The organism is Paenibacillus eucommiae, from assembly GCF_017874215.1.
In the GTDB taxonomy this organism is placed as follows: domain Bacteria; phylum Bacillota; class Bacilli; order Paenibacillales; family NBRC-103111; genus Paenibacillus_AI; species Paenibacillus_AI eucommiae.
The window spans coordinates 32,807-57,535 of the sequence record NZ_JAGGLB010000013.1 but is presented as its reverse complement, the minus strand read 5'-3'; the positions used below and the strand labels follow the sequence as shown (position 1 = coordinate 57,535).

The 24,729-nt window shown below is 46.1% G+C and carries 22 protein-coding genes; 19 read left to right on the top strand and 3 right to left on the bottom strand.

From position 1 onward, the window contains the following. Positions 1-61: 61 nt before the first annotated feature. Positions 62-2,776 (bottom strand): aconitate hydratase AcnA, encoded by a 2,715-nt coding sequence (acnA, locus tag J2Z66_RS18925; RefSeq protein WP_209973215.1) that lies wholly within the window; start codon positions 2,774-2,776, stop codon positions 62-64. Between the two features lie 176 nt (positions 2,777-2,952). Between acnA and J2Z66_RS18920 the strand changes: the two genes are divergently transcribed. Genes J2Z66_RS18920 through J2Z66_RS18910 form a run of 3 tightly spaced genes read left to right on the top strand, consistent with a single transcriptional unit; the run spans position 2,953 to position 5,496 of the window. Further along, on the top strand, positions 2,953-3,993 hold the full coding sequence (locus J2Z66_RS18920; RefSeq protein ID WP_209973213.1) for an amidase domain-containing protein: 1,041 nt from the start codon (positions 2,953-2,955) through the stop codon (positions 3,991-3,993). 30 nt (positions 3,994-4,023) lie between these two features. Next, positions 4,024-5,172 carry a D-alanine--D-alanine ligase gene (locus J2Z66_RS18915; RefSeq protein ID WP_209973211.1) on the top strand — a complete coding sequence of 383 codons (1,149 nt, stop codon included), beginning with the start codon at positions 4,024-4,026 and terminating at the stop codon, positions 5,170-5,172. 6 nt (positions 5,173-5,178) lie between these two features. Then, positions 5,179-5,496, top strand: coding sequence for a hypothetical protein (locus tag J2Z66_RS18910; protein WP_209973210.1), 318 nt, complete (start codon positions 5,179-5,181; stop codon positions 5,494-5,496). 24 nt (positions 5,497-5,520) lie between these two features. Here the strand turns inward: J2Z66_RS18910 and J2Z66_RS18905 are convergent, their stop codons facing one another. Beyond that, a complete protein-coding gene (locus tag J2Z66_RS18905) occupies positions 5,521-5,868 on the bottom strand; it encodes a GyrI-like domain-containing protein (RefSeq protein ID WP_209973208.1) in 348 nt (115 codons plus the stop codon). 69 nt (positions 5,869-5,937) lie between these two features. Beyond that, the gene (locus J2Z66_RS18900; protein WP_209973206.1) at positions 5,938-6,918 is read right to left on the bottom strand and encodes a helix-turn-helix transcriptional regulator; all 981 of its coding nucleotides are present in this window, start codon (positions 6,916-6,918) and stop codon (positions 5,938-5,940) included. Positions 6,919-7,127: 209 nt separating this feature from the next. Between J2Z66_RS18900 and uvsE the strand changes: the two genes are divergently transcribed. The 16 genes from uvsE (at position 7,128) to J2Z66_RS18825 (ending at position 24,527) form a co-directional block, all read left to right on the top strand. Then, positions 7,128-8,171: a UV DNA damage repair endonuclease UvsE gene (gene uvsE / locus J2Z66_RS18895; protein WP_209973204.1), complete on the top strand. Its 1,044-nt coding sequence runs from the start codon at positions 7,128-7,130 to the stop codon at positions 8,169-8,171. A 277-nt stretch (positions 8,172-8,448) separates the two neighbouring features. Then, positions 8,449-9,219: an enoyl-ACP reductase FabI gene (fabI, locus tag J2Z66_RS18890; protein WP_209973203.1), complete on the top strand. Its 771-nt coding sequence runs from the start codon at positions 8,449-8,451 to the stop codon at positions 9,217-9,219. Positions 9,220-9,439: 220 nt separating this feature from the next. Further along, entirely contained in the window at positions 9,440-10,300 is an 861-nt protein-coding gene (locus tag J2Z66_RS18885) for an inositol monophosphatase family protein (protein WP_209973201.1), read from the top strand. Positions 10,301-11,001: 701 nt separating this feature from the next. Further along, positions 11,002-11,874, top strand: a complete 873-nt coding sequence (locus tag J2Z66_RS18880; protein ID WP_209973199.1) for an ABC transporter ATP-binding protein — start codon at positions 11,002-11,004, stop codon at positions 11,872-11,874. Between the two features lie 655 nt (positions 11,875-12,529). Beyond that, complete coding sequence (locus J2Z66_RS18875; protein ID WP_209973197.1) at positions 12,530-12,679, top strand: hypothetical protein; 150 nt, start codon at positions 12,530-12,532, stop codon at positions 12,677-12,679. 139 nt (positions 12,680-12,818) lie between these two features. Then, complete coding sequence (locus tag J2Z66_RS18870) at positions 12,819-13,769, top strand: sugar kinase (protein WP_209973534.1); 951 nt, start codon at positions 12,819-12,821, stop codon at positions 13,767-13,769. A gap of 66 nt (positions 13,770-13,835) precedes the next feature. Continuing rightward, positions 13,836-14,498 carry a bifunctional 2-keto-4-hydroxyglutarate aldolase/2-keto-3-deoxy-6-phosphogluconate aldolase gene (locus J2Z66_RS18865; protein WP_209973195.1) on the top strand — a complete coding sequence of 221 codons (663 nt, stop codon included), beginning with the start codon at positions 13,836-13,838 and terminating at the stop codon, positions 14,496-14,498. 25 nt (positions 14,499-14,523) lie between these two features. Continuing rightward, a complete protein-coding gene (locus tag J2Z66_RS18860; RefSeq protein WP_209973193.1) occupies positions 14,524-15,492 on the top strand; it encodes a DinB family protein in 969 nt (322 codons plus the stop codon). A 225-nt stretch (positions 15,493-15,717) separates the two neighbouring features. After that, entirely contained in the window at positions 15,718-15,924 is a 207-nt protein-coding gene (locus J2Z66_RS18855; protein WP_209973192.1) for a hypothetical protein, read from the top strand. A gap of 319 nt (positions 15,925-16,243) precedes the next feature. After that, positions 16,244-17,332 carry a LacI family DNA-binding transcriptional regulator gene (locus J2Z66_RS18850; RefSeq protein ID WP_209973189.1) on the top strand — a complete coding sequence of 363 codons (1,089 nt, stop codon included), beginning with the start codon at positions 16,244-16,246 and terminating at the stop codon, positions 17,330-17,332. Between the two features lie 1,059 nt (positions 17,333-18,391). Further along, positions 18,392-19,429, top strand: coding sequence for an alpha/beta hydrolase family protein (locus J2Z66_RS18845; protein WP_209973187.1), 1,038 nt, complete (start codon positions 18,392-18,394; stop codon positions 19,427-19,429). Next, positions 19,420-20,667: a Gfo/Idh/MocA family protein gene (locus J2Z66_RS18840; RefSeq protein WP_209973185.1), complete on the top strand. Its 1,248-nt coding sequence runs from the start codon at positions 19,420-19,422 to the stop codon at positions 20,665-20,667. The genes J2Z66_RS18845 and J2Z66_RS18840 overlap by 10 nt, the downstream gene beginning before the upstream one ends. 49 nt (positions 20,668-20,716) lie before the next feature. Further along, positions 20,717-22,813, top strand: a complete 2,097-nt coding sequence (locus tag J2Z66_RS18835) for a hypothetical protein (protein ID WP_209973183.1) — start codon at positions 20,717-20,719, stop codon at positions 22,811-22,813. Positions 22,814-23,047: 234 nt separating this feature from the next. Next, a complete protein-coding gene (locus tag J2Z66_RS43460) occupies positions 23,048-23,182 on the top strand; it encodes a hypothetical protein (protein ID WP_281068860.1) in 135 nt (44 codons plus the stop codon). A gap of 20 nt (positions 23,183-23,202) precedes the next feature. Continuing rightward, positions 23,203-23,370 (top strand): hypothetical protein, encoded by a 168-nt coding sequence (locus tag J2Z66_RS18830; protein ID WP_209973182.1) that lies wholly within the window; start codon positions 23,203-23,205, stop codon positions 23,368-23,370. A gap of 359 nt (positions 23,371-23,729) precedes the next feature. Continuing rightward, complete coding sequence (locus tag J2Z66_RS18825) at positions 23,730-24,527, top strand: SGNH/GDSL hydrolase family protein (protein WP_209973174.1); 798 nt, start codon at positions 23,730-23,732, stop codon at positions 24,525-24,527. Positions 24,528-24,729 lie beyond the last annotated feature (202 nt).

The following is a 24,729-nucleotide window of genomic DNA, read 5'->3' as shown; positions in this document are numbered from 1 at the left end:
GCGCAAATTCGGAAGCCGCTTATTTATGTTAACCATTGAATCCTGGGATTCAACTTGTGTATTAAATATCAGCGATCATCGAGCGAAGAACGGTTTGCAGGATACCACCATTACGGTAGTAGTCTACGTCAACCATGCTGTCCAGACGAACGAGTACGTTGAAATCAAAAGTTGTTCCATCTTCACGGGTAGCTGTTACTTTCACAGTTGAACCAGGCTGAACATCGTTGCTCAGACCAGTAATGTCGAAGGTTTCGCGTCCTGTGATGCTGAGTGTTTGCCAGCCCATACCTTCCATGAATTGCAGAGGAAGAACGCCCATGCCTACAAGGTTGCTGCGGTGAATACGCTCGAAGCTCTCGGCGATAACAGCTTTTACTCCTAGCAGGAATGTACCTTTGGCAGCCCAGTCACGGGAGCTTCCGGTTCCGTACTCTTTACCGGCGATAACGACCAGGTTTTGTCCTTCGGCTTGATACTTCATGGAAGCATCATAGATGGACATCACTTCATTCGTTGGCAGGTAAGTCGTAACGCCGCCTTCTGTTCCCGGAGCAACCTGGTTGCGGATCCGGATGTTGGCGAAAGTTCCGCGCATCATAACTTCGTGATTGCCGCGGCGGGAGCCGTAAGAGTTGAAATCAACTTTCTTAACGCCGTGCTCCAGCAAATATTCACCAGCAGGGCTGTCTGTCTTGATGTTACCAGCAGGTGAGATATGATCCGTTGTTACGGAATCTCCCAGCAGGGCAAGTGTTTTTGCGCTGCGGATGTCTGCGATATCGTCAAGCACGGTGCCAAGGTCGGTGAAGAAGGAAGGCTCTTGGATGTAAGTGGAGCTGCTATCCCACTCATAAAGCTCGCCTTCAGGAATCGGAATGGCGTTCCAACGCTCGTTAGCGCGGAATACGTTTTTATATTTATCACGGAACATATCGGCATTCATGGAAGCTCCAAGTGATTCTTGAATTTCCAGATTGGAAGGCCAGATGTCCTTCAAGTATACTGGATGATTGCTTTGATCGTAACCGATAGGATCATTGGTCAAATCAATGTTCACAGTTCCAGCAAGAGCATAAGCAACAACTAGCGGTGGTGATGCCAGGTAGTTAGCTTTAACTTGAGCATGTACGCGGCCTTCAAAGTTCCGGTTACCGGACAAGACGGCAGCAACAGTCATATCGTTATCTGCGATGGCTTGGCTAACAGCGTCTGGCAATGGACCGGAGTTTCCGATACAAGTCGCACAGCCATATCCAGCAAGATGGAAGCCAAGTGCTTCCAGAGATTCAAGCAAGCCTGCTTTAATCAAATATTCGGTAACAACCAGGGAGCCTGGTGTTAAAGAGCTTTTCACGTAAGCTGGTTTTCTTAGGCCACGTGCTACAGCTTTCTTAGCCAGCAATCCTGCAGCGATCATAACGCTAGGGTTCGAAGTGTTTGTACATGAAGTGATGGCGGCGATAACGACTGCACCAGCGCTCATTTTAACAACTTCACCATTGCCGTAGTCAACATCGATGCTTTCAGTAATCTTTTCCTCAGTTAATCCGTATCCGCCTTTATCAATAGGGGTGCGGACGATCGAGTTGAAGGAATCCTTCATAGCTGTAAGCTCAATGCGGTCTTGTGGACGTTTAGGTCCTGCTAAGCTTGGAACTACAGTTGAAAGGTCAAGCTCCATTGTGTCAGTAAATACAGGGTCAGGCGTGCTGTCAGTACGGAACATGCCTTGTGCTCTGTAGTAGGACTCAACGAGTGCGATTTGTTCTTTCTCGCGGCCTGTTGTTTCCAAATATCTTAGTGTTTCTTTATCTACAGGGAAGAAGCCGATAGTGGCGCCGTATTCTGGTGCCATGTTAGCTACAGTGGCGCGGTCAGCCAGGCTGATGTTGCTAAGTCCTGGACCGTAGAACTCTACGAATTTACCTACAACGCCTTTTTTACGAAGAATTTGTGTCACTGTAAGGGCAAGGTCAGTAGCTGTTGCGCCTTCAGAAAGACTGCCAGTCAATTTAAAGCCGATAACTTCAGGAGCAACAAAGTAAAGCGGTTGTCCAAGCATTCCTGCTTCAGCTTCAATTCCGCCTACTCCCCAGCCTACGATACCAAGACCGTTGATCATGGTTGTGTGGGAGTCAGTTCCCACGAGGGAATCCGGGTAGACGACTGTTTCACCATCGATTGTTTTGGTAGCAGCAACAGAAGCCAGGTACTCTAGGTTAACTTGGTGAACAATACCTGTAGCTGGAGGAACTGCGCGGAAATTATCAAATGCAGTTTGCGCCCAGCGAAGGAAACGATAACGTTCTTCATTGCGTTCGAATTCAATGTTCATATTGTATTCAAGAGCATCGCTAGTTCCGAAGGCATCAACCATTACGGAGTGGTCAATAACAAGATCTACAGGAACAAGTGGGTTGATCCGTTTAGGATCTCCGCCTTCAAGCGCCATTGTAGAACGCATAGCGGCCAAATCAACGACAACCGGAACTCCGGTGAAATCCTGCAGCACGATACGAGCAGGGATGAAAGGAATTTCCTTGTTGCTGTCAATGCCATTTGCCCAGCTGGCAATTTGCTTTACATGCTCGCTGGTGATCGCTCTGGCGTCGAACTGGCGAACTGCTGCTTCAAGCAGCACCTTAATGGAAAATGGAAGATTTGTTACAGTGCCGTGGCCTTTGCTTTCGAATTCTGGAAGACTGTAGTAATGATACTCTTTATCTCCAACTTTTAACGGCTTGCGCACGGAATAGGCATCCTTTGTGGACATGGGTATTCCTCCTTGTTGTATTGAGAATGATTTTCATCTAGTGAAACCTAATTTCATAATTTCCTTACTTTTAAGTATACCTTTTAGGAAACCTTCCGTAAAGATGAAATTGAATCATTTTTCCTTAGGCATACACATATATTGAAACAAATTCTTAGCTGCAAGGAGGATTCGGCATGACATGGAAAAAAGCACTTTATAACTACGGCAATGCCAAAAACCAAGCCGAGCTGGAAGGCTCTGTCGAACCGCTCGCTGCCCTTTTGGAAGACAAAGTGTATGTAGACCATCAGCATGCCAGGCTGCGGCAGACAGCGCTTCTAAGGCAAGAACGCGGTACTAAGCCGCTGCGTAATGAAACGGCCTTGAAATGGAGTCAAATTGAAGAGACGGACACACAGGTTATTGCCGATATCCAACTGCATAGAACGTTTCATTATGCAATCGGACGCGTAGAGCATATTGAAGAACGAATCGAGCTGGAACGGGTAACACTGAACAGAAAAAAAAACGGCTGGCAGGTTCTGCGGTCGGAAGCCAGGCAATCGGAGAAATCTCCGAAGTTTGCGAATGCTCATCCATCTGCGGCAGCGGGTAAGGCAAGCCTGTCCTTAATGGCTGACGAGCAAGCTTCAATGAGCCATCAACGTATGCCGTCGATTCCTTACATAAATTATAGTATACTCAACAAGGAAGAAATCCTCCCAAGAAAAATCCGCTATGACCGCGATAAGGTCGTGCAATATGCGGAAGCCTGGTGGAACAAGCCTAATCCGAAGTATCTGGAATTTGCTGTGGATTGCACGAACTTTGTATCCCAGTGCCTCTATGCAGGCAACGCTCCCATGGACTATACTGGGAAAAGGGAGTCGGGCTGGTGGTACAGCGGCAAGCAGGGAAACCGTGAGCTTTGGAGCTTCAGCTGGGCAGTGGCCCACAGTTTGCAGAGCTTTACAGCCGCTAGCCGCAAAGGCATGCGGGGCACGATTGTGTCCAAAGCGCAGGAGCTTCGGCCAGGGGACATGATCAGTTACGACTGGGATGGCGATGGCCGTTATCAGCATAACACGATCGTGACAGCGCTGGACGCCAATGGAATGCCGCTTGTTAATGCGCATACCTACAACAGCCGCAACCGTTATTGGGATTACCGCGATTCACCGGCTTGGACGGAGCGAACACGGTATGTTTTTGTGCAAATTGCGGATGAAATGTAAAAAGATACGAACATTATAACGGAGGTACATATGAGTCGCAAAATACGAGTCGGACTGATCTATGGTGGGAGGTCAGGGGAGCATGACGTTTCCTTGCAAACCGCACTGGCTGTCATTAAGGCTATGGATTTCAGCCAATATGAGGTCACTCCCTTCTATATATCCAAAAAGGGTCAATGGAGCAGCGGTGCATGTTTGCAAGCCCCTGTGGAGACGAAGGAAGCTCTTACTTTTAGTGGAGCTGGTTCTTTAGAGGATGGGGCTGCAGGCGGCGAGGGAACCTCTTCCTTGCTGGCGCCTATTTTTGGCAGCTCGTCTGTACAAACAGCGGGCGCATCGGATGCGGCCGGCTTACAAGCACTTGACGTGGTATTCCCGCTCTTGCATGGTACCTTCGGCGAAGACGGAACGATACAGGGCATGCTGGAAATGGCCGATATTCCTTATGTTGGCGCTGGAGTATTAGCTTCTTCGGTCGGCATGGATAAGGTCATGATGAAGAAGGTATTCGCCCAGGAAGGCTTGCCGCAGTGTGTATTTCGTTATTTTACCAAAACGCAGTGGGAGAAGAACCAGTCCTATCATCTGCTGGAGATCGAAATCGCTGTCGGGTATCCATGCTTTGTCAAACCAGCTAACTTGGGATCAAGCGTCGGCGTTACGAAAGCAAGAAACCAGGAGGAGCTGCTTCAGGCTGTCGGGTTCGCTTTTCAATATGACCGGAAGGTTATTGTGGAAGAGTTCATAGATGCCCGCGAGGTGGAGGTCGGCATACTGGGGAATGAGGAGGCGCAGGCATCGGTGGCTGGCGAAATTGTTTCCTCCAATGAATTTTATGATTACAAGGCCAAATATTTGGACGGGACTTCGGCGATGGTCATTCCTGCAGAAATTCCTGCAGAAATTGCTGAGCAGCTTAGAGAAATGGCCATTAGGGCTTTTCAGGCAATCGATGGAAGCGGACTTTCACGCGTGGATTTCTTTCTGAGAAGAGAGGATTCAGCCATTTTTATTAATGAAATTAATACGATGCCAGGCTTTACTCCATTCAGTATGTATCCACAGCTATGGAAAGGGTCGGGCAAGCCCTACAGTGAGCTGCTGGACGAACTGATTCGATTGGCGATCGAACGCCATGAAGCCAAGCAAAGCATCCAATATACTTTTGATGTGGAGTAGATAAATATGGGATTTCAAACTGAATTTAATTCTGTGTGCAAATTCAAATCCGAGCAAGAGCTTTATGAATTGCTGGAATACGGCCGCTGCAAAATGGTCAAAAGCGGCTTCCGTGTATATCCCACAGGGCAAAAAGTCATTGCTTACGATCTTAGTAATCAGGCTGTGGCCATCGTGAAAATTTTTGCTTCTATCGCCGAAATTAATTTTCAGGGGAATGAAGTGACTTCAGTGGAAATGGAATTGGTCCGCAAGCTGACAGAAGAGGAAGCGCGGGTGCAGACCGCGCTTGCGTATGAGATGTTTTTTGGAGAGCAGGTCTAAGTTATTAACACAGCTTAGTTGATCTCATTTGAGCCTTACAGGCTGTCGGATGATCGTTCTCAGCTTGTCAGGAGCGGCTTTTCTGGGATCGCTTAGGTAGATTTCATGATGCTTTCCGTTCTTTTCGAGCCCTTCTTTTTCCATGAGCGAATCCAGCTTTTCTACAGCAGTCCCCTCTTCGGTGTAGGGTCCAATATGCATGATTTGTGCGGACAAGCCTTCCTCGATTGAGGTCCATTTGACTTGATCGAGCAGCGGCAGGGCTTTCTTTTTAACGGTGTCGTTCCATACGGTCATAAATAGCTCTGGAGTCACAACATCGGGCTGCATGATCAGTAAGGTCCAAGCCCAATCTTCCTTGCTGCGGTCCACATCTTCGTCTCGCCATAGCCCGCTGCAGATCTCCTTTGCATTTTTTTCTATTATACAGGTACATCCCTGTCAGTTATGGTCAGGGATATTTGTATAATGCTTAGCAAGATCCAGAGCAGTTTCTATAAGTTTGTGCTTTAACTCTTCTGGCTCCACCACATCCAGCCTTTTGCCATAGAAAAGCAAGGTCTGGGGCATAAATGCCATCATGCCTGAATAATCAAGCTGAAAATGCGCCATTTCGCCATCCCGTGCGATTAAATAATCACGCAGCACCCAATGGTCGCACAGTTGATCCAGGGCTTGCAGCTCCCCGCGAATTTTCATATCCACTATCTGCTCCCCCGGTTCAATACCCTTGGGCATCATTAGCTCCTCAAAGTATTCGCGCACCGAAAAGTCAAGTGGTTTCTCGAAGTTAGTATCGGAGGCAACAGCTTCCATGATCCGGTCAACCCGGAAGACACGTATATCCTGCCGCACCAGGCAATAGGCTAACAAATACCATTTGTGATTCCTATGTACAAGGCCGTACGGGTTCAGCTGCCGCTTTTCCGGAGCTTGTCCCTTCCATTTTAAATAGCTGATTGAAAGCGTAAGGCAGTCCGCGGCAGCGTGCTCTAGTGTCTGAAGGATAGATTCTGCAGCATTATGCTCCAAATAGGACAACACCTCGATACCCCCCACATGCCTGTTCAAATCATCAATTTGCCGTCCGTTCATATGCTGCCGCATTTTCGTTAATGCTTTTTCCAAAGCTTGTACAAATGGATATCCCGCTTTCTCCGCGAACTGTGCGGCATGAACCATAGCTTTTAATTCCGTACTGTCAAAAAAAAGCGGCGCTTTGTGAAAATTTTTCGGCAAGCTGTACCCGCCCCCATATCCCGGCTCTGACACAACAGGAACCCCGCTCGCGCATAGAGAGTCTATATACCGATAAACGGTCCGGATACTGATTTCTAGCGCTTCTGCAAGCTCCTCTGCCGTCATCCGCTCACGGGATCTTAACAGCCATAGAATGGAAAGCATTTGATCTGACTTGGCCATAGGATACATCACCTTCTCTTCAATACTTGTAAAAGCTTGCGGATACAGGGATAAATACAGTGATAAATATAGGGATAAATACAGGCATACGGAAAAGAATAAGAAAGATACTTTGTATGTTATCACTTTACCATATAAGATAAATGAACTTTACTGCAAGCGGTCAGCCGGACAGTGCTAAGAAATTTATAAAAAGGGAGCGAAGCTGTATGATCGTTCGTTTAGGGTATGTTGCAATGTCGACTCTGGTGAAGAACGCCTCGCCCTCCAAGACGATGACTGTCACGCAATTTGATAAGCTGAACAACCGTGAAGCCGCGGTTCGTAAGCTGGAACGAATAGGGGCTGAGAATTTGCACAATACGCTGCGCCTTCTCCGTCATAATAGAGCTTATGAAATTCAAGTATACCGCTTTTCTTCGAAGCTGATTCCACTCTTTGGTCATGAGATGCTGGAGGAGTGGGACCCTGTTCCTACATTAGGGCAGGATTTTGCTAAAATTGGCGATTATTGCAAAAAAAACGGGATGAGGGTTAGCTTCCATCCTGATCATTTTACAGTGTTGAGTACGCCGCGGCAGGATGTGCTGGAGAAGTCCTTGGCTGACCTCGAGCGTCATACGGATATGCTGAATGCAATGGGGCTGGGTTTGGAAGCAAAATGCAACATACATGTAGGTGGAGCTTATGGTAATAAGCTGCTGGCAGGAGAGCGGTTTATACAAAATTTCAGCCAACTGAGAGCCGATGTTCAGAGAAGAATCACGCTGGAAAATGACGATAAAACATTCACAGCTTTAGAGACGCTTGAAATTGCCGAGAAGCTGAGCATTCCAATGGTGCTTGATATTCATCATCATCAGGTTAACAATAACGGTGAAGAAGCCTCTGACCTATGGCCTCGAATACAGCAAACATGGCGGGATGCGGCTGCTCAGGACGCACTTTCTCAAGAGGAGGGAGTGGCTGGAAGAGAGGCTGAAGGAGATACAAGAGAAGAGGGATGGCTGCTGCCTCCGAAAATCCATGCTTCCAGCCCGAAAACCGAGAAAGACCCAAGAAGCCACGCCGATTACGTAGAGCCCGGGCCACTGCTTGATTTTCTGCGTTCCATATGTCCGTCAACACCACGCCTTGATATCATGCTTGAGGCGAAGATGAAGGATGAGGCATTGTTGAGGCTTATGAAAGATTTAACTGAGCATAAAGATGTAAATCAGCTAAGCCAGGCTTCTGTGGAGGTCTTTCTTTAGAAGTGGTTAGTGGGCATTAGAAGATGCTAGAAGAAGTTGAAGCATTGGAAACATAGAAGTCGTTGGAATGCGTTGGAACACATAAAAAATCGCTGCTGGCAGCTAACACTTGGGGGCTAAGAAGCCCTCTGAAATGTGCCCGCGTAAGGATCTAGTAGATTTGACACTTGATATGTTTGTAAAAATGGGGTACTTTGAAGATTAGAAGAGCAAAATATCAAGTATCGTGCATCGAAGTGTTGAAAATACATTTATTGAGAGGGGCTTCTTCATACATATGAATCAACTACTAACCGGAAAAAATATACTTGTAATGGGTGTTGCCAACGATCGCAGCATCGCCTGGGCAATCGCCCAATCTCTTGCCGCACAAGGAGCGAAGCTAGTATTTACTTTTGAAAATGAAAGAGTAGAGGAGCGCGTCCGCAAGCTGGCCGAAACGATTCCGGGATCTACTTTGTTCCCATGTAATGTTACGGTAGATGAGGAAATTGATAAGCTGGCCGAAACGTTAAAGCTGGAGCTGGGCGTCCTGCATGGCTTCGTGCACAGTATTGCTTTTGCAAAAACAGAGGAGCTTGATGGACTGTTCGTGGATACTTCACGCGACGGATTTGCTCTGGCTCACGACATTAGCGCCTACTCCCTGGTAGCTGTAGCGAAGCGCGTGTATCCGCTCATGACCGAAGGTGGAAGCATCATGACGATGACTTATCTTGGAGCAGAACGTGCCATGAAGAATTACAATGTTATGGGCGTTGCCAAAGCCGCGCTTGAAGCGAGCGTACGTTATCTGGCTGCTGATTTGGGCCAATACGGTGTGCGGGTTAATGGTATTTCCGCAGGTCCTATCCGCACCCTGGCAGCTAAGGGTATTAAAGACTTCAACTCTATCCTGCGTCAAGTAGAAGAGAAGGCGCCGCTGCGCCGCACTACGGAAACGGCTGAAGTTGGCGATACGGCGATGTTCCTGATGAGCCATCTTTCCCGCGGCATAACCGGAGAAGTCATCTATGTGGATGGCGGATATAACATCGTAGGGATTTAATAGTACGGAATGAATCTGGATAGCACCTGTGAAAATAATGCGTAAAATAAAGATCAGGGCGAATGGCTCTGATCTTTATTTTGGAAATCTGCCTATTGATGTGCCTAATTGTTATAGACGACTAAATTTTTTGGGTGAAACTACGTAGCAGAGTTAACGTATTATTGACTATACTGAAGATATGGAATAATTGATAAAAAAAGAGAGAGTTGATATATAAATGATTAATGAAGTGCAAGAACCTTATGTCGTCGGGGGAAAAAGCTTCACAGCAGTAGCCATCAATACGGCGGCCAAAGCAGGGCAATGGATTAAGAGCAGGCTTGGAGCGCATAACAGCGTAGATATGAAATATTCATCACATGATCTCGTGACAGAAGTAGATAAAGGATCGGAGAAGATGATCCGCAATTTGATCATGACACATTTCCCGAATCACTCCTTTTTGGGTGAAGAGGGGGTGGAGCCAGGTCCTGCAGCTTCTGCACAAGCGCTCCAAAATGTTCGTGATGCTGAATATTTGTGGATCGTAGACCCGATCGATGGAACAACGAACTTCATCCATGGCTTTCCTTTTTACTCGGTCTCGATAGCGCTTGCCTATCAAGGGGAAGTTGTAGTAGGTGTCATCTATGACCCTTCGCGGGATGAGCTGTTTGTAGCTGAGAAAGGCAAGGGAGCCTATGTCCATGGGCAAAAAATGAGCGTTTCTGCTGAAAGCAAGCTTTCTGATAGCTTGATAGCAACCGGCCTGCCTGCCGATCGTCTCGGGGCGCTGCCGGCGAACCTTAGCGGTATTCAAGCCCTTGCGCCGAAGGTGCGTAATATTCGCGTTGCCGGCTCCGCGGCACTGCATCTTGCCTATGTTGCCTGTGGCCGGTTAACCGGATTCTGGGAGATTGGTCTTAACTCCTGGGATATTGCCGCAGGGGCACTTCTCATCCAGGAGTCCGGCGGTCAAGTAACGGATACAGAAGGAAAGCCTTATACGCTAGACGTTCGCAATATAATCGGCACGAACGGCCGTGTTCATCAGGAGCTGCAGCAAGGGCTTGCTGATTCTGGAGCTACTGGGTTTTAAGAGCTTTTTGTTAAAGATTAAAGATTAAAGATCATGAAAAGTATCACTGGAGAGCTAGAGCTAGATTTCTAGAACTAGTATTAATCGAATGATGACAAACATCCTTACAGAACATTACAGAGTTGCAACCAGTCTTCGTTGTGGAGAAAAAGGCTCTGTAAGGATGGAAAACATCATTCAGAGCCGAATCTGCCATGCAGGGCGCAGGCTTACGGACATCACAGCCGTTATTCGTGACAAAATCGCATGAATTGAAATGCTTACGGACATAGAAGCCCTTAATAAGGCTTTTTTCTCCTATTTGAGCTCTTTTCAGGGCAATTAAGGGATCTCATGTCCGTATGTTTTAGAAATGGCCTTATTTCGGGGAAATAACGGATCTCATGTCCACTACGACTTCGTTAGAATGCCTGTAACCTGTCTAAAGCCCACTTTATCATCGCATTCTGCCCAAATCTACGTCTGTTAGCGTGCTTCTTCTCCCAGTGGCCAGTGTTATTTACTTAAGATGACATATTCACAGCATAGCAACATATTTTTGAAATAAAGACTTGCACATGGGAAGTAAATTGATTATAATAATGAATGATAATTGTTCTCATCATACTCTGGATCGGCTCAGGGGCAAATTTTCTTTTTTTTAAGTATTACTGAGAATGAGAATCATTTCTGCATATACGTAACGGAAAGGGAATGATGTCATGAACCGTTTGCATACAGAGCATTTGGATATTGCTTATGATGACAGAATTATTGTTGAAGATTTGAACCTGAAAATTTTGGACGGGAAAATTACAGCACTTGTCGGCTCTAATGGCTCCGGTAAGTCAACTGTATTGAAAACCTTGGCCAGAATGATGAAGCCAAAAAATGGGAGCGTTCTGCTTGACGGCAGCTCTATTCATAAACAAGCAACTAAAGAAGTGGCTAAGCAGCTGGCAATTTTGCCGCAGAACCCTACAGCCCCGGACGGATTAACGGTAAGCGAGCTCGTATCCTACGGTCGTTTTCCCCATCAAAAGGGATTCGGCAGCCTTACTCGTGAGGACAAGGAAATCATTCACTGGGCGGTTTCCGTGACAGGTATGGAAGAGTTCTTTCATCGGCCTGTGGATCAGCTTTCCGGCGGACAAAGACAACGGGCCTGGATTGCAATGGCGCTTGCGCAACAAACGGATATTTTATTTCTTGATGAGCCGACAACCTTTTTGGATATGGCCCACCAATTAGAAGTGCTGCAGCTGCTGCAGGAATTAAACGAAAAAGAAAACCGGACTATCATTATGGTCGTGCACGATTTGAACCATGCAGCAAGATACGCGCACCATATGGTTGCCATTAAACAGGGTAAAGTGATCAGCGAAGGCACGCCTACCACAGTTATGACGCCGGATGTGCTGCGTAAGGTTTTTGGTATCGAAGCAGACATTATTCCTGATCCTAGATCTGGAGTTCCTCTATGCTTGCCTTTTGGTCTTGTTGATTCTTCTCATAGCAAAACGAATAGCGAGCGCAGTAAAATATCGGCTCCTCTCCAAAAGAAGGAGAAAGACAGGGAAGCAGTCGTTGTTTGATTAACAAAGTCAACCTGCCCGCGCATTCAAGTGCGGTACATAGATGGAAAGGAATGCTGCCTGAATTTTGGGGGCGTTCCTTTTTTTATTAAAGTATAAGCTTTGGAGAGGCCTTGGAATGAATAAATTTCAATTACAAAGTGAAGCTTTGAAGTGATAAAGTAGCCGGTATTATCATTTAATGCTCCAAGGGAATCAGAAAAGAAGCACAGATTTTCCTTATTGCCACTATCCCTTCCCTCAGGAAAGCGGCGTTTGTGAGTAGTCCGTTTGAGCGTGGCAGGATCGGCACTATATATCTAGAGGGAAGGGATGTGGGGGGAGAGTGTTTGTAGCAGCATATTAGCAGCATAGTGACAGCGTAGTAACAGCCAACCCTTCGCTGAAATGAGCGAGCTCCACTTAACGATGTTTTTCATCGTTAAAGTAAGTGTTCCAGGTCGAGCCGTCACTTTAATGATGAAAAACATCGTTAAAAGAGGACAGATGGCCTCTCAGGGTGGTTAAAAGGGATTTTAACGATATTTTTCATCGTTAAAGTAAGGATGTGGAGAGGACTGATGCTTTTAACGATGAAAAACATCGTTAAAGTAGCAGATCCTCTCCGTTTTTCATTCCCTGCGCTTTTGCCCGCAGGGAAATCCCCTTCAATCCAGTGAAAACCCTTGCTGGCAGTCAATTTGAGCTTGGCGTTCTTGTGATTCCTGTGATTCATGTGATTCGTGTGGATGTAGCGGATAGAGGAAGGTTTGTGGGTGGAAGTGCGGCAGCGTCCGCCTTTAAAGATTTGTTCCACTGGCACTAAATGCAATCTTGGACTATAATAAAAGAATGAATTGAAGCGTTTCAATTAATTTTTGAAGGGCGGAAGGCGAGCAGATATGAGTGATAAAATAATTGCAACTGATGCAACCAATGCAACCAATGGTACAACAAGTGTACAAATGTTTACGCCGGAGCTGTTAACCTTTGGGGAGACAATGGCTCTGATGATGCCGGTGAGCGGGAAGGGGCTGGAATACTCTTCGGAGCTGTACAGCCTATTTGGCGGGGCGGAGAGCAATGTTGCTATCGGAGTGGCCAGACTTGGGCATAGGGCCGGATGGTTTGGGCGCCTTGGCAAGGATCCGCTGGGGCGGATGATTCTGAAGAGAATCCGCGGCGAAGGTGTGGATGTGTCACATGCAGAGCTTGATGCACAAGCGGCTACAGGTTTAATGATGAGAGAAGTGATTATGGGGAAGACTTCTGTATATTATTACCGCAAGAACTCAGCAGCGAGCCTCACAAGGCCTGAGCATTTGGATGAAAGCTACATCGCACAAGCGAAAATGATTCATATTACAGGAATAACGCCTGCCCTAAGTGAGTCTTGTAAGGAGGCTGCTTTTGAGGCGATCCGATTGGCGCGGAAGAATGGCGTTAAAATTAGCTTTGACCCGAACCTGCGGCTGAAGTTGTGGAGCATAGAGCAAGCTCGTCCCGTGCTGCTGGAAATGGCCAAGGAAGCAGACGTATTTCTGCCTGGTCTTGATGAGCTTAAGCTTTTGTATCAGACGGAGGATTGGGAGACTATTGTTGCGAAGCTTCGCGAGCTGCGGGCGGTTTCCATAGTTAAGGGTGGAGATAATGAAACCTATATTGTGGACAAAGACAGCATTACGGCTGTGCCTTATTTTAAGGTGGAGCATGTTGTAGATACAGTAGGTGCTGGAGACGGGTTCTGTGCAGGTTTTCTTGTAGGCTTGTTAAAAGGCTATTCCTATCCAGAGGCTGTTCGGATCGGCAATCTTGTGGGCTCTATGGTGATCCAGACGGAAGGCGATTGGGAAGGTATCCCAAGCTGGGAGCAGGTTGAAGCGGTACTTTTGGACGTTAAACATATAGAACGTTAATCATTCTTATACAGAGTAGTATTCAAAGCTAAGTAATAAATGGTTGTGGAGAGGAAAGATGAAAAAATGAAAAAAATCAAACTTATTCAGCAAATTAGCAGTGAAGGTGTCGTAGCTGTATTGCGCGGCGAGACGTCCAATGAAGTAGTAGAGATGGCGGAGCAGGCCATCGCTGGGGGCATTAAGGTGATCGAGGTGACGATGACCGTGCCTTTTGCGCTGCGCGCTATCGAGGAGCTGGCGAAGCGCTACTCCAGCACAGCGCAGGACGCGGCCAAGTACGCGATCATTGGCGTCGGCACGGCGCTTGATCCAGAGACGGCGCGCGCCGCGATTCTTAGTGGGGCCGAGTTCGTGGTCGGCCCCTCGCTCAACCCGCAGACGGTTGTGCTCTGCAACCGCTACAGGGTTCCTGTTATGCCAGGCTGCATGACAGTCCAGGAAATCCAGACCGCGCTTGAGCTGGGCGTGGATATCGTCAAGCTGTTCCCGGGGAATTTGTATTCACCGGGCATGATTAAAGCGATCAAGGGGCCTCTGCCGCAAGCGAATATTATGCCTACAGGCGGCGTATCGCTGAGTAACCTCGCTGAATGGATTCAAGCTGGAGCTGTAGCGGTCGGTATAGGCTCTGATCTGACGAGTGAAGCAGTGAAGACTGGGGATTACAGTCTGGTCGCCAAGAAGGCAGCACAGTATATTGAGGCTTACAAGGCTGCTAAACGATAAGTTTAACCCGCAGAGGTGAATGATTATGAGTTCACATAAGGCCGCGTTGCTGCTAAGAGTGAAAAGTGTCAGTGACTCGGTACAATTTTACACGAAGCATTTGGGCTGGGTGTTAGTAGAGCTTGAGGGCTTTGCGGAATCCGGAGGAGCAATCGGAGCAAACGGAGCAAACAGAGCAATCGGTGCCCTCGGAGCAATGGGATCAACTGGATCCAACGAATCGAACGGTTTAGAAGTGTCGGTACAGCCAGAGGAATCAGAAAGTGCAGCGCTTATGGAGATTATTCCCGGATATAAGGTTGTCCTTGCCGGAACGCAGCCGCCTGTCCAGTGGTTGGGAGAAGTTATTCATAGCCCGCAGCCGCAAGACCGCTTTTATGTAGGAGTTCAGTCTATAGAGGTGATCAAGCAGCTTTTGGAGCGGGGGGAAGCTTCATTTCATATCGCAGAAGACCCTGGTTTTATCCGTGAGCTGCTTGTGTCAACGCCTGATGGATATACTGCTGTATATTGGGAAGAGCTGTACTTGGCATCGGGTGAAATTGTTTCTTTATATGGACAAGGCGCTCGGGAGCTGAAAGAAGCTTTGACCGGACTTGATGAAAAGTCGCTGGATCTTTCACTCGATAATGGCAAATGGTCGATTCGCCAGCACGTTTTACATCTTATTGATCTGGAACTGGTCACGATTCATAAAGTTAAATTCGCTCTGGCAGAGCCTGGCAAGCAGGTGGAAGGAGTTCCTTTTTCCCAGGATGTCTGGAGTGAAGGTCTTGCATATGCATCCCGTTCCATCGGATTGGAAGTCGAGATGTTTGCGCTGCTCCGAGAGCACATTTTGGGGATGTGTAACTGCTTGCCGGATGCATTGAAACGGTATGTTCGCAGCTCAGGTATGGATGTGACAGTAAGTCAGCTGTTAAAAATGATGGCTGGTCATTCCCGGCATCATGTGCGAACGATTAGGCAGATCAGGGCCAAGCATGATGTTTGAATATGGAGTGGTTGTGGTCTTTAGACTGACAATCTAATTGCTTATTGATTTATATAAGATTTATATTCATAGAAAGATGTCTCTAATGATGCTGTTTCTACAGTAATCTATAGAGTCGTCTTTTTTTATTTTCTGGATACTAGCCGCCTTTGAATATTAATTTGAAATTTACTAATTTTAACAGGTTGATGATGATACAATAATGAATAGGAAGGTGGGGGCTTAATGAGGGATGATAAGGTATCAAAATGGATTCAAGCGGCCAAAATTTTAGGAAAAGACCCCATAGAAAAGGTTGCATGTCCTGAATGCGGTCAGGGAGAGCTTGAAAGCACTGACGTAGATAGTCATTTGGATTCAGTAAATTTTGAAAGGTATATGCACTGCCCGATTTGTTTAAAGAGAAATATTCTAAGAATGAAGCGCGGCTAAGTACACAGATACTGGGGAGAGCATGAATGGGAAATTTCAACTGGTTCCGAGGACTCTATTACTTTTCAATATGGATAGTGGTAGGATTTTTTTTGCTATTTGGCGGTAATTGGTGGGGAAAATCTATTTTTCTGGTTTATATATTGTTAATTTATTTTATGTCGAGATTGGAAAATAAAAAAATAGGACAAGCACTAATTGTAATTACGTTGTTAGGCGTGATATTGCTTAAAATATTTAATCTTATTTAAGATGAATTACAGAGAACCCTCTTCAACCTCAACCATCTCTCGAAGTAATTTCGTTGGGTGGTTTTCATTTGTTCGCCGCGGTGCTGCCTACGATGACAGATCCTCATGAAATGATGTATAGTAAGCTTAACGAACGTTACTACATGACTTGGAAAGGGATCAAATATCACATGGTAACAAAAAAGGAAATTGCCGATTATTTAGGTATATCTCGAACTGCTGTTTCTTTTGTGCTCAATAATGTGCAAAACAATAAAATATCTGGAGAAACCAGAGAGAGAGTATTAAAAGCCGCCAAAGAACTGGGTTACAGAAGCAATGAAGCCCAAAAAAACATTTGCTATCTCCTGTGTAATAGGGAGTTTAACGATTCGCGATATTCCTTGCTTATGGAGGATCTTGAGGAAATTATGAGCGAGCAAGGCTATAATTTATTGTTTATGAGCATCAAAGGTCCCTCGGGTATTAGCAAGCTGGAGAGCTTTCTGGAAAGAAATGAGGCTGATGGCGTTGTAGTAACGGGGCTTTTGGACGATAAAATTATTCATACGCTTGAACAATCAGGGATACCTTTTGTTATCTATGGTGTAGTTGAAAATGAGACTGGGAATATCGTGACGCCCGATTCCGAATTGATAGCGAAGGAAGCCATACAATATTTGATCGATAAGGGACATGAAAAAATAGCTTTATTTACTGGAAGGCTGGATTTATTAATCCATCGTCAAATTTTTGAGGGGTACAAGAAAGCGCACGTGGAAAATGGCTTGGTCTTGGACAAGCTGCTGGTCCAGGTCATTAACCAAGAGGATGGTTATGAGATGGCCAAGCGTATGAAGCTGCTTGATATTGAGTATACGGCTGCATTTTGTGTGGAAAATGTGATTCAGTTCGGCATATTGCAGGGGCTTAAGGATGCCGGAACGGAAGTGCCTGGACAAATTAGCCTTTTGGGATATGGATATACGGAGTTGGTCAAATTAAGTAATCCGCATCTATCTACCATTTACTTTGATAGGAGCGAAATTACCAAATTAATCATTAGTAGACTACAGCACCTGATCTCCGACCGGAATGCCCCCCCACAAAAAACGGTGCTGGATTGTATTCGTATTTATCCGGGCGAGACGGTCAATTCCATTAGAAGCGTTGATTGAATACTCCTACACCTCCAATATACCGCCTATAACTCCCTTGTCCCAGTTATTTGCCCATAAAGCCCAGTATTTCCTTGTGAAATACTGGGTTCTTTTCTTTTATGAATTTATTAGAAAGTTGAAGTTGAGGATGAGCTTTAGTAGCAGCTTAGTAACCAGACCGCCCACCGCCGAAATGAGATTGTAGCTGAATGAGGACGGGGCTGCGGGCGGAAGAGCGGTAGCGTCTGCCTTTAAAGATTTGTTCCAACTCCCTCATCCATTTCATTCAAGGGATCAAATCTTTAGCAGTGGCTGGAGCCCGCAGCCTCAATGTTGTCAGGTTAAGCAACTTCTCAGGCGATACAATGAGCAACCCGAGCAACGGCAAGCGGAGGGCGGACGGATTTCTAACGGACAAGGTTGCACCTTAGACGCGTTTTTTTCCATCCGTCGCCCGTCTAACGGACATCATCGACTCTTAGCCCCCTCAACAAGGGAAAAATACGCTCCGTTAGGGCTGTAAGAGGCGCTAATGTCCGTTAGAATTTCAGCTGGGCTTTTGGAGTGCGCTAAGGAGCGCTGGTGTCCGTTACAGTTACTGGCTTCCCATTCGCGTCCGCTGCCCCTCGTTATCCTGACAACATTGGCCCACAGCCTTCCCCTCCCCGAATCGCATGAGATTTTTATGGGATTTTTTTCGTTGACAGGGGAGGTAACGCGTGTTACCATGCAAGTATATTCCTAGTGGTAAAACTTTTGGGATTGTGTAGTGGGTAAATAAGTATCCGCTTACAGTTCATGCTTTTCTGATAGTGAGTGAACGTAGGCGTTAATATGGAATGATGTTTATCAATAGGTAACGTCGTTACTATTTTCGGATGTGATTGTTTGTATAATTGTTTGTATGATTGCATGTTGAAACTGCCTGTTGTTAGTGCTTGTTGAAATTGCATGTTGAAACTGCTTGTTGTGAGTGCTTATTGAAATTACAAGTTGAAACTGCTTGTTGAAATTGCTCTTGAAATGGCTTGTGGGAATTACTTGGGAAATCAGAGTGGGAAGGATGAGTGGACATTTATGAGTCGGCAATTTTCTATGGGGGAGTATATTCGAAGCTATCAGGCTAATTTACAGCCTGCTTTCAATTTTCAGGCGAATACGGCAGATGAATGGATGCAGTGGAGGGAACAATTTTTTCCTAAGCTGCTGGAGTTGATGGGGGACTGGCCAAGGGAGAGGGTGGAGCTTCAGCCTGTGATTTTGGAGAGGACGGAGTTTGACGCCTACACCTGTGAGAAAATTATCATTCAAAGCGAAGCCAATATGAAGATTCCGATGTATATGCTGATTCCCCGAAAGGCGGCGAAGGGAAATCCGGCAATTCTATGCTTGCACGGTCATGGAGCAGGGAAAGACGATGTGATGGGCATTCAGCATGGAGAGCGGCAAAGAGAGGTCGACTACAAGGAGTTGAATTATCATATAGCGCCGAGGCTTGCCGAGGATGGCTTTGTCGTACTGGTTCCGGATGCAAGGGGATTTGGGGAAAGAAGCTTGGGTTACGGCAAGCCGCATCGGCATGGCGAGAAGGACGGCTGCGACCTCGTGTTTCTTAAATCGATCATGATGGGCTTTAATCCACTAACGCTGAACATATGGGATATCATGCGATGCATCGATTATCTGGAAACGAGGGAGGAAGTGGATCCAGGCAGGATTGGAAGTGCCGGGCTTTCCTTTGGCGGGGCGTGGAGTCTCTATGCGACTGTATTTGAAGAACGGATCAAGGCATCCGCTGTGTGTGGATATTTCAATACGTTTGAGTCATTTGCCATCAATTGGGGTAATTTCTGCGGCTCGATGACGATCCCAAATGTATTGAAGTATGGAGAAATGGCTGATGTAGCAGCGCTCATTGCACCGAGGCCTCTGCTTATCTCAAACGGCAACCAAGACCACGGATTTCCTATCGAGGCTTCAATTCAAGCTTTTCCTACTCTGGAAAAAGCATACCAAGCGGCAGGCTACCCGGACAGAGTAAAACACGATGTATTTGATGGAGGACATGAATTTCATTATAAAGCCGTGGTCGACTGGATGAAACAATGGTTATAGTTAAGGCTGCGCTAATTGGAATCAACGGTTTTGGGAGAAGGCATCTGGATCAAATGTTTCAGCTTCAGGATCAGGGCATTGTGGAGCTTATAGCTGTTAGTGAGGTCCGGCTTTCTCTGCAAGACCGTCAGCTGCTTGAAGGTAAAGGGATTAAATGCTACGCGGATTATAAGGAGATGCTGTCTAGCGAGCGAGAGTTGGATTTTATAACACTAGCGACCCCCATTCATTTACATGCTGAGATGGGGATTGAGATCATGGAGTCAGGGTTCCATGTACTGCTGGAAAAGCCGCCTGCTGTTACTATTCAGGACGTGGATCGAATGATCCATGCGTCTCGGCAAACTGGTAAACATTGTGCGGTGAATTTTCAACTGGTATCGGGGAAAGCCTTTATGGAGCTTAAGCAAATGATCACCAGTGGTGCTTTGGGCAGGATAGGTACCATTACAGGAACAGGCCTGTTCCAGAGATTAAACGAATATTATCATAGAACACCCTGGGCTGGTAAAAATAAGGTGGGAGAAACCTACATTTTGGACGGTACCATTAACAATCCGCTATCTCATCTGCTGAACAATATGCTTGTTTTGTCGGGTCTGCAGGCTGCAGAGACGGTTCAAGAAATCGTGCCTGTGCAAGTGACGGGCGAGTTGTACCATGCCAATGACATTGAAGGCGAAGACACATCGTGTATTCGGGCCCATATGAGTAATGGAGTGGAGCTGTATTTTTATGCCACACTTTGTGGTGCAGAAGAGACGACACCAACCATACGAGTAGAGGGAACGTTGGGGACTGCAGTATGGAGCTATGATAACACCTTAACGATAGAAAAAGATGAGGAACTGGATGCTAATCATTTTGGCGAAGAGGATAGTTTGGAAAATATGTATCTAAATCTGATTCATGTTATCAGGGGAGAGCAGTATTCATTGCTTTGTCCGGTAGCTTCTACCAGGAATTTTGTACTTATTTCCAATGGAGCTTTTGAATCCTCGGGAGAAATCTTCAACATTCCTTCGAATGCTGTTTTAAACGTACCGAAAGACGACTCCGTGGCTACAATCATTAAGGATATTGCGGAGATCATCCAATCAGCATCTGACGACAAGCTTCTATTTTCAGAGTCAGGTGTGCAATGGGCAGTGGGTACGAGAGCTATGAAGATGAGTAAATATGAGAAGTTTCCGGCTTATTTTGATTTTGCCAAGGAGGTGAGCAAGGTTCGGCAATAAGGAATGTCCGCTATTATTGATTGCGATTATTCATTAGGAGGAGGATTATATGACTAGAATGATATCAAAAGTTTTAGTACTTGTAGTCAGTCTAATGTTTGTTCTGTCTTCAGCGGCTTATGCATTTACTTGGGGGCCCAACACCAGCTTGCTTACCAATACGACTACCTACTGGCCTGCTCCATCTTTGACGAAACCAGGTTATCTGGCAACAGTGACGGATCCGACTTTCGGGACTAAAATTACTAGAGTTTCCGGGGACCCGGGAACAAGTATTCCAAACGTACCAGGCGGAGTATGGGGGGATGTATCAAGGCATAATTATCCTAAAGATGCGGCTTGGAATGCGGATCAATCCAGGCTGGTGCTTAAATTTAATTTCAATGAGACAGGACCGGCAATCCCTCCCACAGGGATGATTTTCCTGGACGGTTCAACCTATGAGACGCAATTTGCCAGACCTGCATGGGCTACAGAGCTTAGATGGCATCCTACGGATCCAGATATCATGGTGTATATTTTAGGTAACGAGCTAGGCTATTGGAATCCTGTGACAGATGTCAAAACCGTTAAAAAAGTATTTACAGGCATAACGGGTGCCCAGTTTGGACCCTGGGAGGGCAACTTGTCGGATAATGGTCAATTTGTAGTTATCCAGCATGGCACTACAGTTTTTGCCTACGATATCGTTAACGATGTGAAATATGCGGATATATCTGCTACAGCAGATGGGATGACCCTTGATTTTGCCACAATTTCGCCCCTTGGCAATTATGTTGTAGTGACTGGAACTGTCGGCGGCAATCCTAATTACACCAAGATTTATACCAAAGCAGGCGTCGTTGTACAAACATGGTCGGAGCTATGGACGCCATCGCATTATGATCTTACTGTTGATGCGGATGGCAGTGAAGTTGCCGTGGGCAGCTCCCGGAACGCACCCTATGATGGTCTTGTGTTAAAACGGAAGCTTACGGATGGAACTGCAACAGCCTTAACAACAGGAGGCTATGCTGGCCACACTTCAGCGCGAAATCTAGACCGCAACGGTTGGGTTTTTGTTACTTACCCTTATAGGGATGCAGGCTGGAATCCATATAAAAATGAGCTGGTTGCCGTTAAGCTTGATGGATCAAGAGTAGAGCGCATCGCCAATCTGCACGCCGTCAATACAGAAAGCAGCAGTTATTGGGCGCAATCTCAAGGAAGCGTTTCTCCGGATGGACTTAGGGTTATATATGCAAGCAACTGGGATGGCGATGCTAATCCGACGCAAGCGTTTGTAGTAGATTACAGAGATAAAGTTTTAAATCCCATTTGGTCTGACGGGTTTGATAGTAACAACTATACAGCAGGCGGGTGGACCAATAGCGGTACAACTTTGGGGACACCTTATGTATATACGGGAACACACGGCGCCAAATTCACGGGAACGAATTCATTAACAAAAGCCGTCAGCACTGCAGGCAAAGGGAATATCACGATTTCCTATGCTTTGAAAACGCTTAATTCTCCCACAGCCAGCGACCATTTCATATGCGAATGGTGGAACGGCAGCAGTTGGGTTGTAGCTAATGATCAAACCGGATATTTTGGCTGGGCTATTAAAACATTGACATTACCTGCAGCTGCAAGTAACCTGCCGTACTTTCAGGTACGCTTTCGAACCAACATGAGCGCTTCGCCATATGCCTATCTGGATAAGGTCGAAATTACAGGTACCCCATTAGTAACCATCTGGTCTGACGGGTTTGATAGCAACAACTATACAGCAGGCGGGTGGACCAATAGCGGTACAACTTTGAGTACAGCTTATGTGTATGAAGGAACCCATGGTGCCAAATTCACCGCAACAAATTCATTAACAAAAGCCGTAAGTACAGCAGGAAGAAGTAATATCACGATTTCCTATGCTTTAAAAACGCTCAATTCCCCCACAGCCAGCGATCATTTTATTTGCGAATGGTGGAACGGCAGCAGTTGGGTTGTAGCTGATGATCAAACGGGGTACTTCGGCTGGGCAATCAAAACCTTAACCTTGCCAGCAGCCGCAAATAACCTGACGAATTTCCAGGTTCGCTTTCGCACCAATATGGGCAGCTCGCCTTATGCTTATCTGGATCGGATTGAGATTACAGGGAGTTGAACTGTGAAGTTAGTATGCAAAGGGAAGAAGAGGCGGTCCGCCTTTTCTTCCCTTTTTTAAAGAAATTATTAGAAAGAATAAGTTTTAGGATGCCTGGAGTGAAAGGAAGTATCGTATGGTGCAGCTTTATAGTGATGAAGTAATCGGTGTGACTGTTCATTCACCAAGGGAATCAGAAAGGAAACACAGATTTCCCTATCGCCACTATTCCCTTCCCTCAGGAAGCAGCCTCTTATGGGTAGTCTTTTTGAGCGTGCGATTCAGTTAACGATGTTTTTCATCGTTAAAGTAAGGTTATCCAGTCGGCCAGTCACTTTAATGATGATTTTCATCGTTAAAAGAGGGTGGATGGCCTCTAAAGGTGGTTAAAATAGCAGAACCTCTCGGTTGTGCCCGCTGGCGGGGCCGATCTTCAGTCCCAGCGGCTTAGCCCGCGGGGAAATCTCCTTCCATCCAGAGAAAAAACCTTGTTGGCTAGTCCGTTTGAGCTAGGTGTTCGTGTGATTCGTGCGATTGTAGCTAAAGAGAGGGAATGGCTGTGGGAGGAAGAGCGGTAGCGTCCGCCTTTAAAGATTTGTTTCTACCTCCTCATCTATACGATTCAAGGGAACAAATCTTTAACAGCGGCTGGAGCCCACAGCCATTCCCTCCACAACGCACCCAAGTCACGAACACGCACCTCAAAGGGCGCCGCAAGGTGTTTTTCTTTAACAGCGGCTGGAGCCCATAGCCATTCCCTCCGCAACGCACCCAAGTCACGAATACGCACATCAAAGGACACCGCAAGGCGTTTTATTTTAATGTATAATGTATTGTGAAAGTGCTATTATTTGGTCGATGGGGATGAAAGAAAGCTGAAAGAGGGCAGTGCTGGATTGAAGTGGTGACGCAAAATTTTAAGAAAGAGAGTGATACAATGAAGCCTCGTTTTCCGATGATCCGACCCGATTATAAACCTTCCATTGTTTCCTACGAATTGCGAAGGGCAGAATTTGATATGCATAACGAAGTTTTGCTGGCTCATAAAGTACCAGTGGATATTGTGTTTCTTGGAGATTCAATAACGCATTACTGGGAGCTCCAGACGTATTTCGGGAACGGTGGGCTTAAGATCGTCAACCGCGGAATTGGCGGGGATACTACGCAGCATGGCCTGCACCGTTTTCAAGCCGATGTTGTACAATTGAAGCCGCGTTATGCAGTCATTATGATAGGCTGCAATAATTCCCTGCCAGTTGACGAAATGCCTGCTATTCCAAATTCTATTGACAATATCGCTGCTATGGATAGACGGAATGATAGTAATGATAATAGTCTGGATAATGTTCTGAATGATATTCGGATTAGCGCCGAAGATCGTTTAAAGCTCACACAAATCAAAGAGGACATTGTGGCGGACACCCGCACTATGATTAGCATAGTCCAACAAAACGGTATCCGTCCATTTTTGGGGTCACTTTTACCAAGTGGAACTGAGCGATTTGGTTATGAGATTCGCAACAGGCTATTTGTTCAAGTGAATGAAGAACTAAAACAGCTCGCAGTAGACAACGGCATAGACTACATTAATTACCATGCTGCTATGTGCGAAGCTGATGGTAGAACGCTCAGGAGTGATTTAGCCTATGATGGTGTACATCCAAATGTAGACGGGTATAATCTTATGGCAGAAATAATAAGGAATGTTCTAAGTTCTTCGGAAGTAAAGATTTAGACTGCTCAATAGAACAGTAGAAAATAAAAAAAACCATCTCTTTCGAAATACAAGGAGTGAAGAGAAGGTGCGAATCGTATATCGGTTTTCTCCTCCTGAGAGAAAGGGATTGTGCATATAATGAAAAAATTAATATACATAGTAAGTGTAAGTGTTTATTTGAGTTGATGAGTTAACGGATTGATGAGTTGACGAGTTGGTG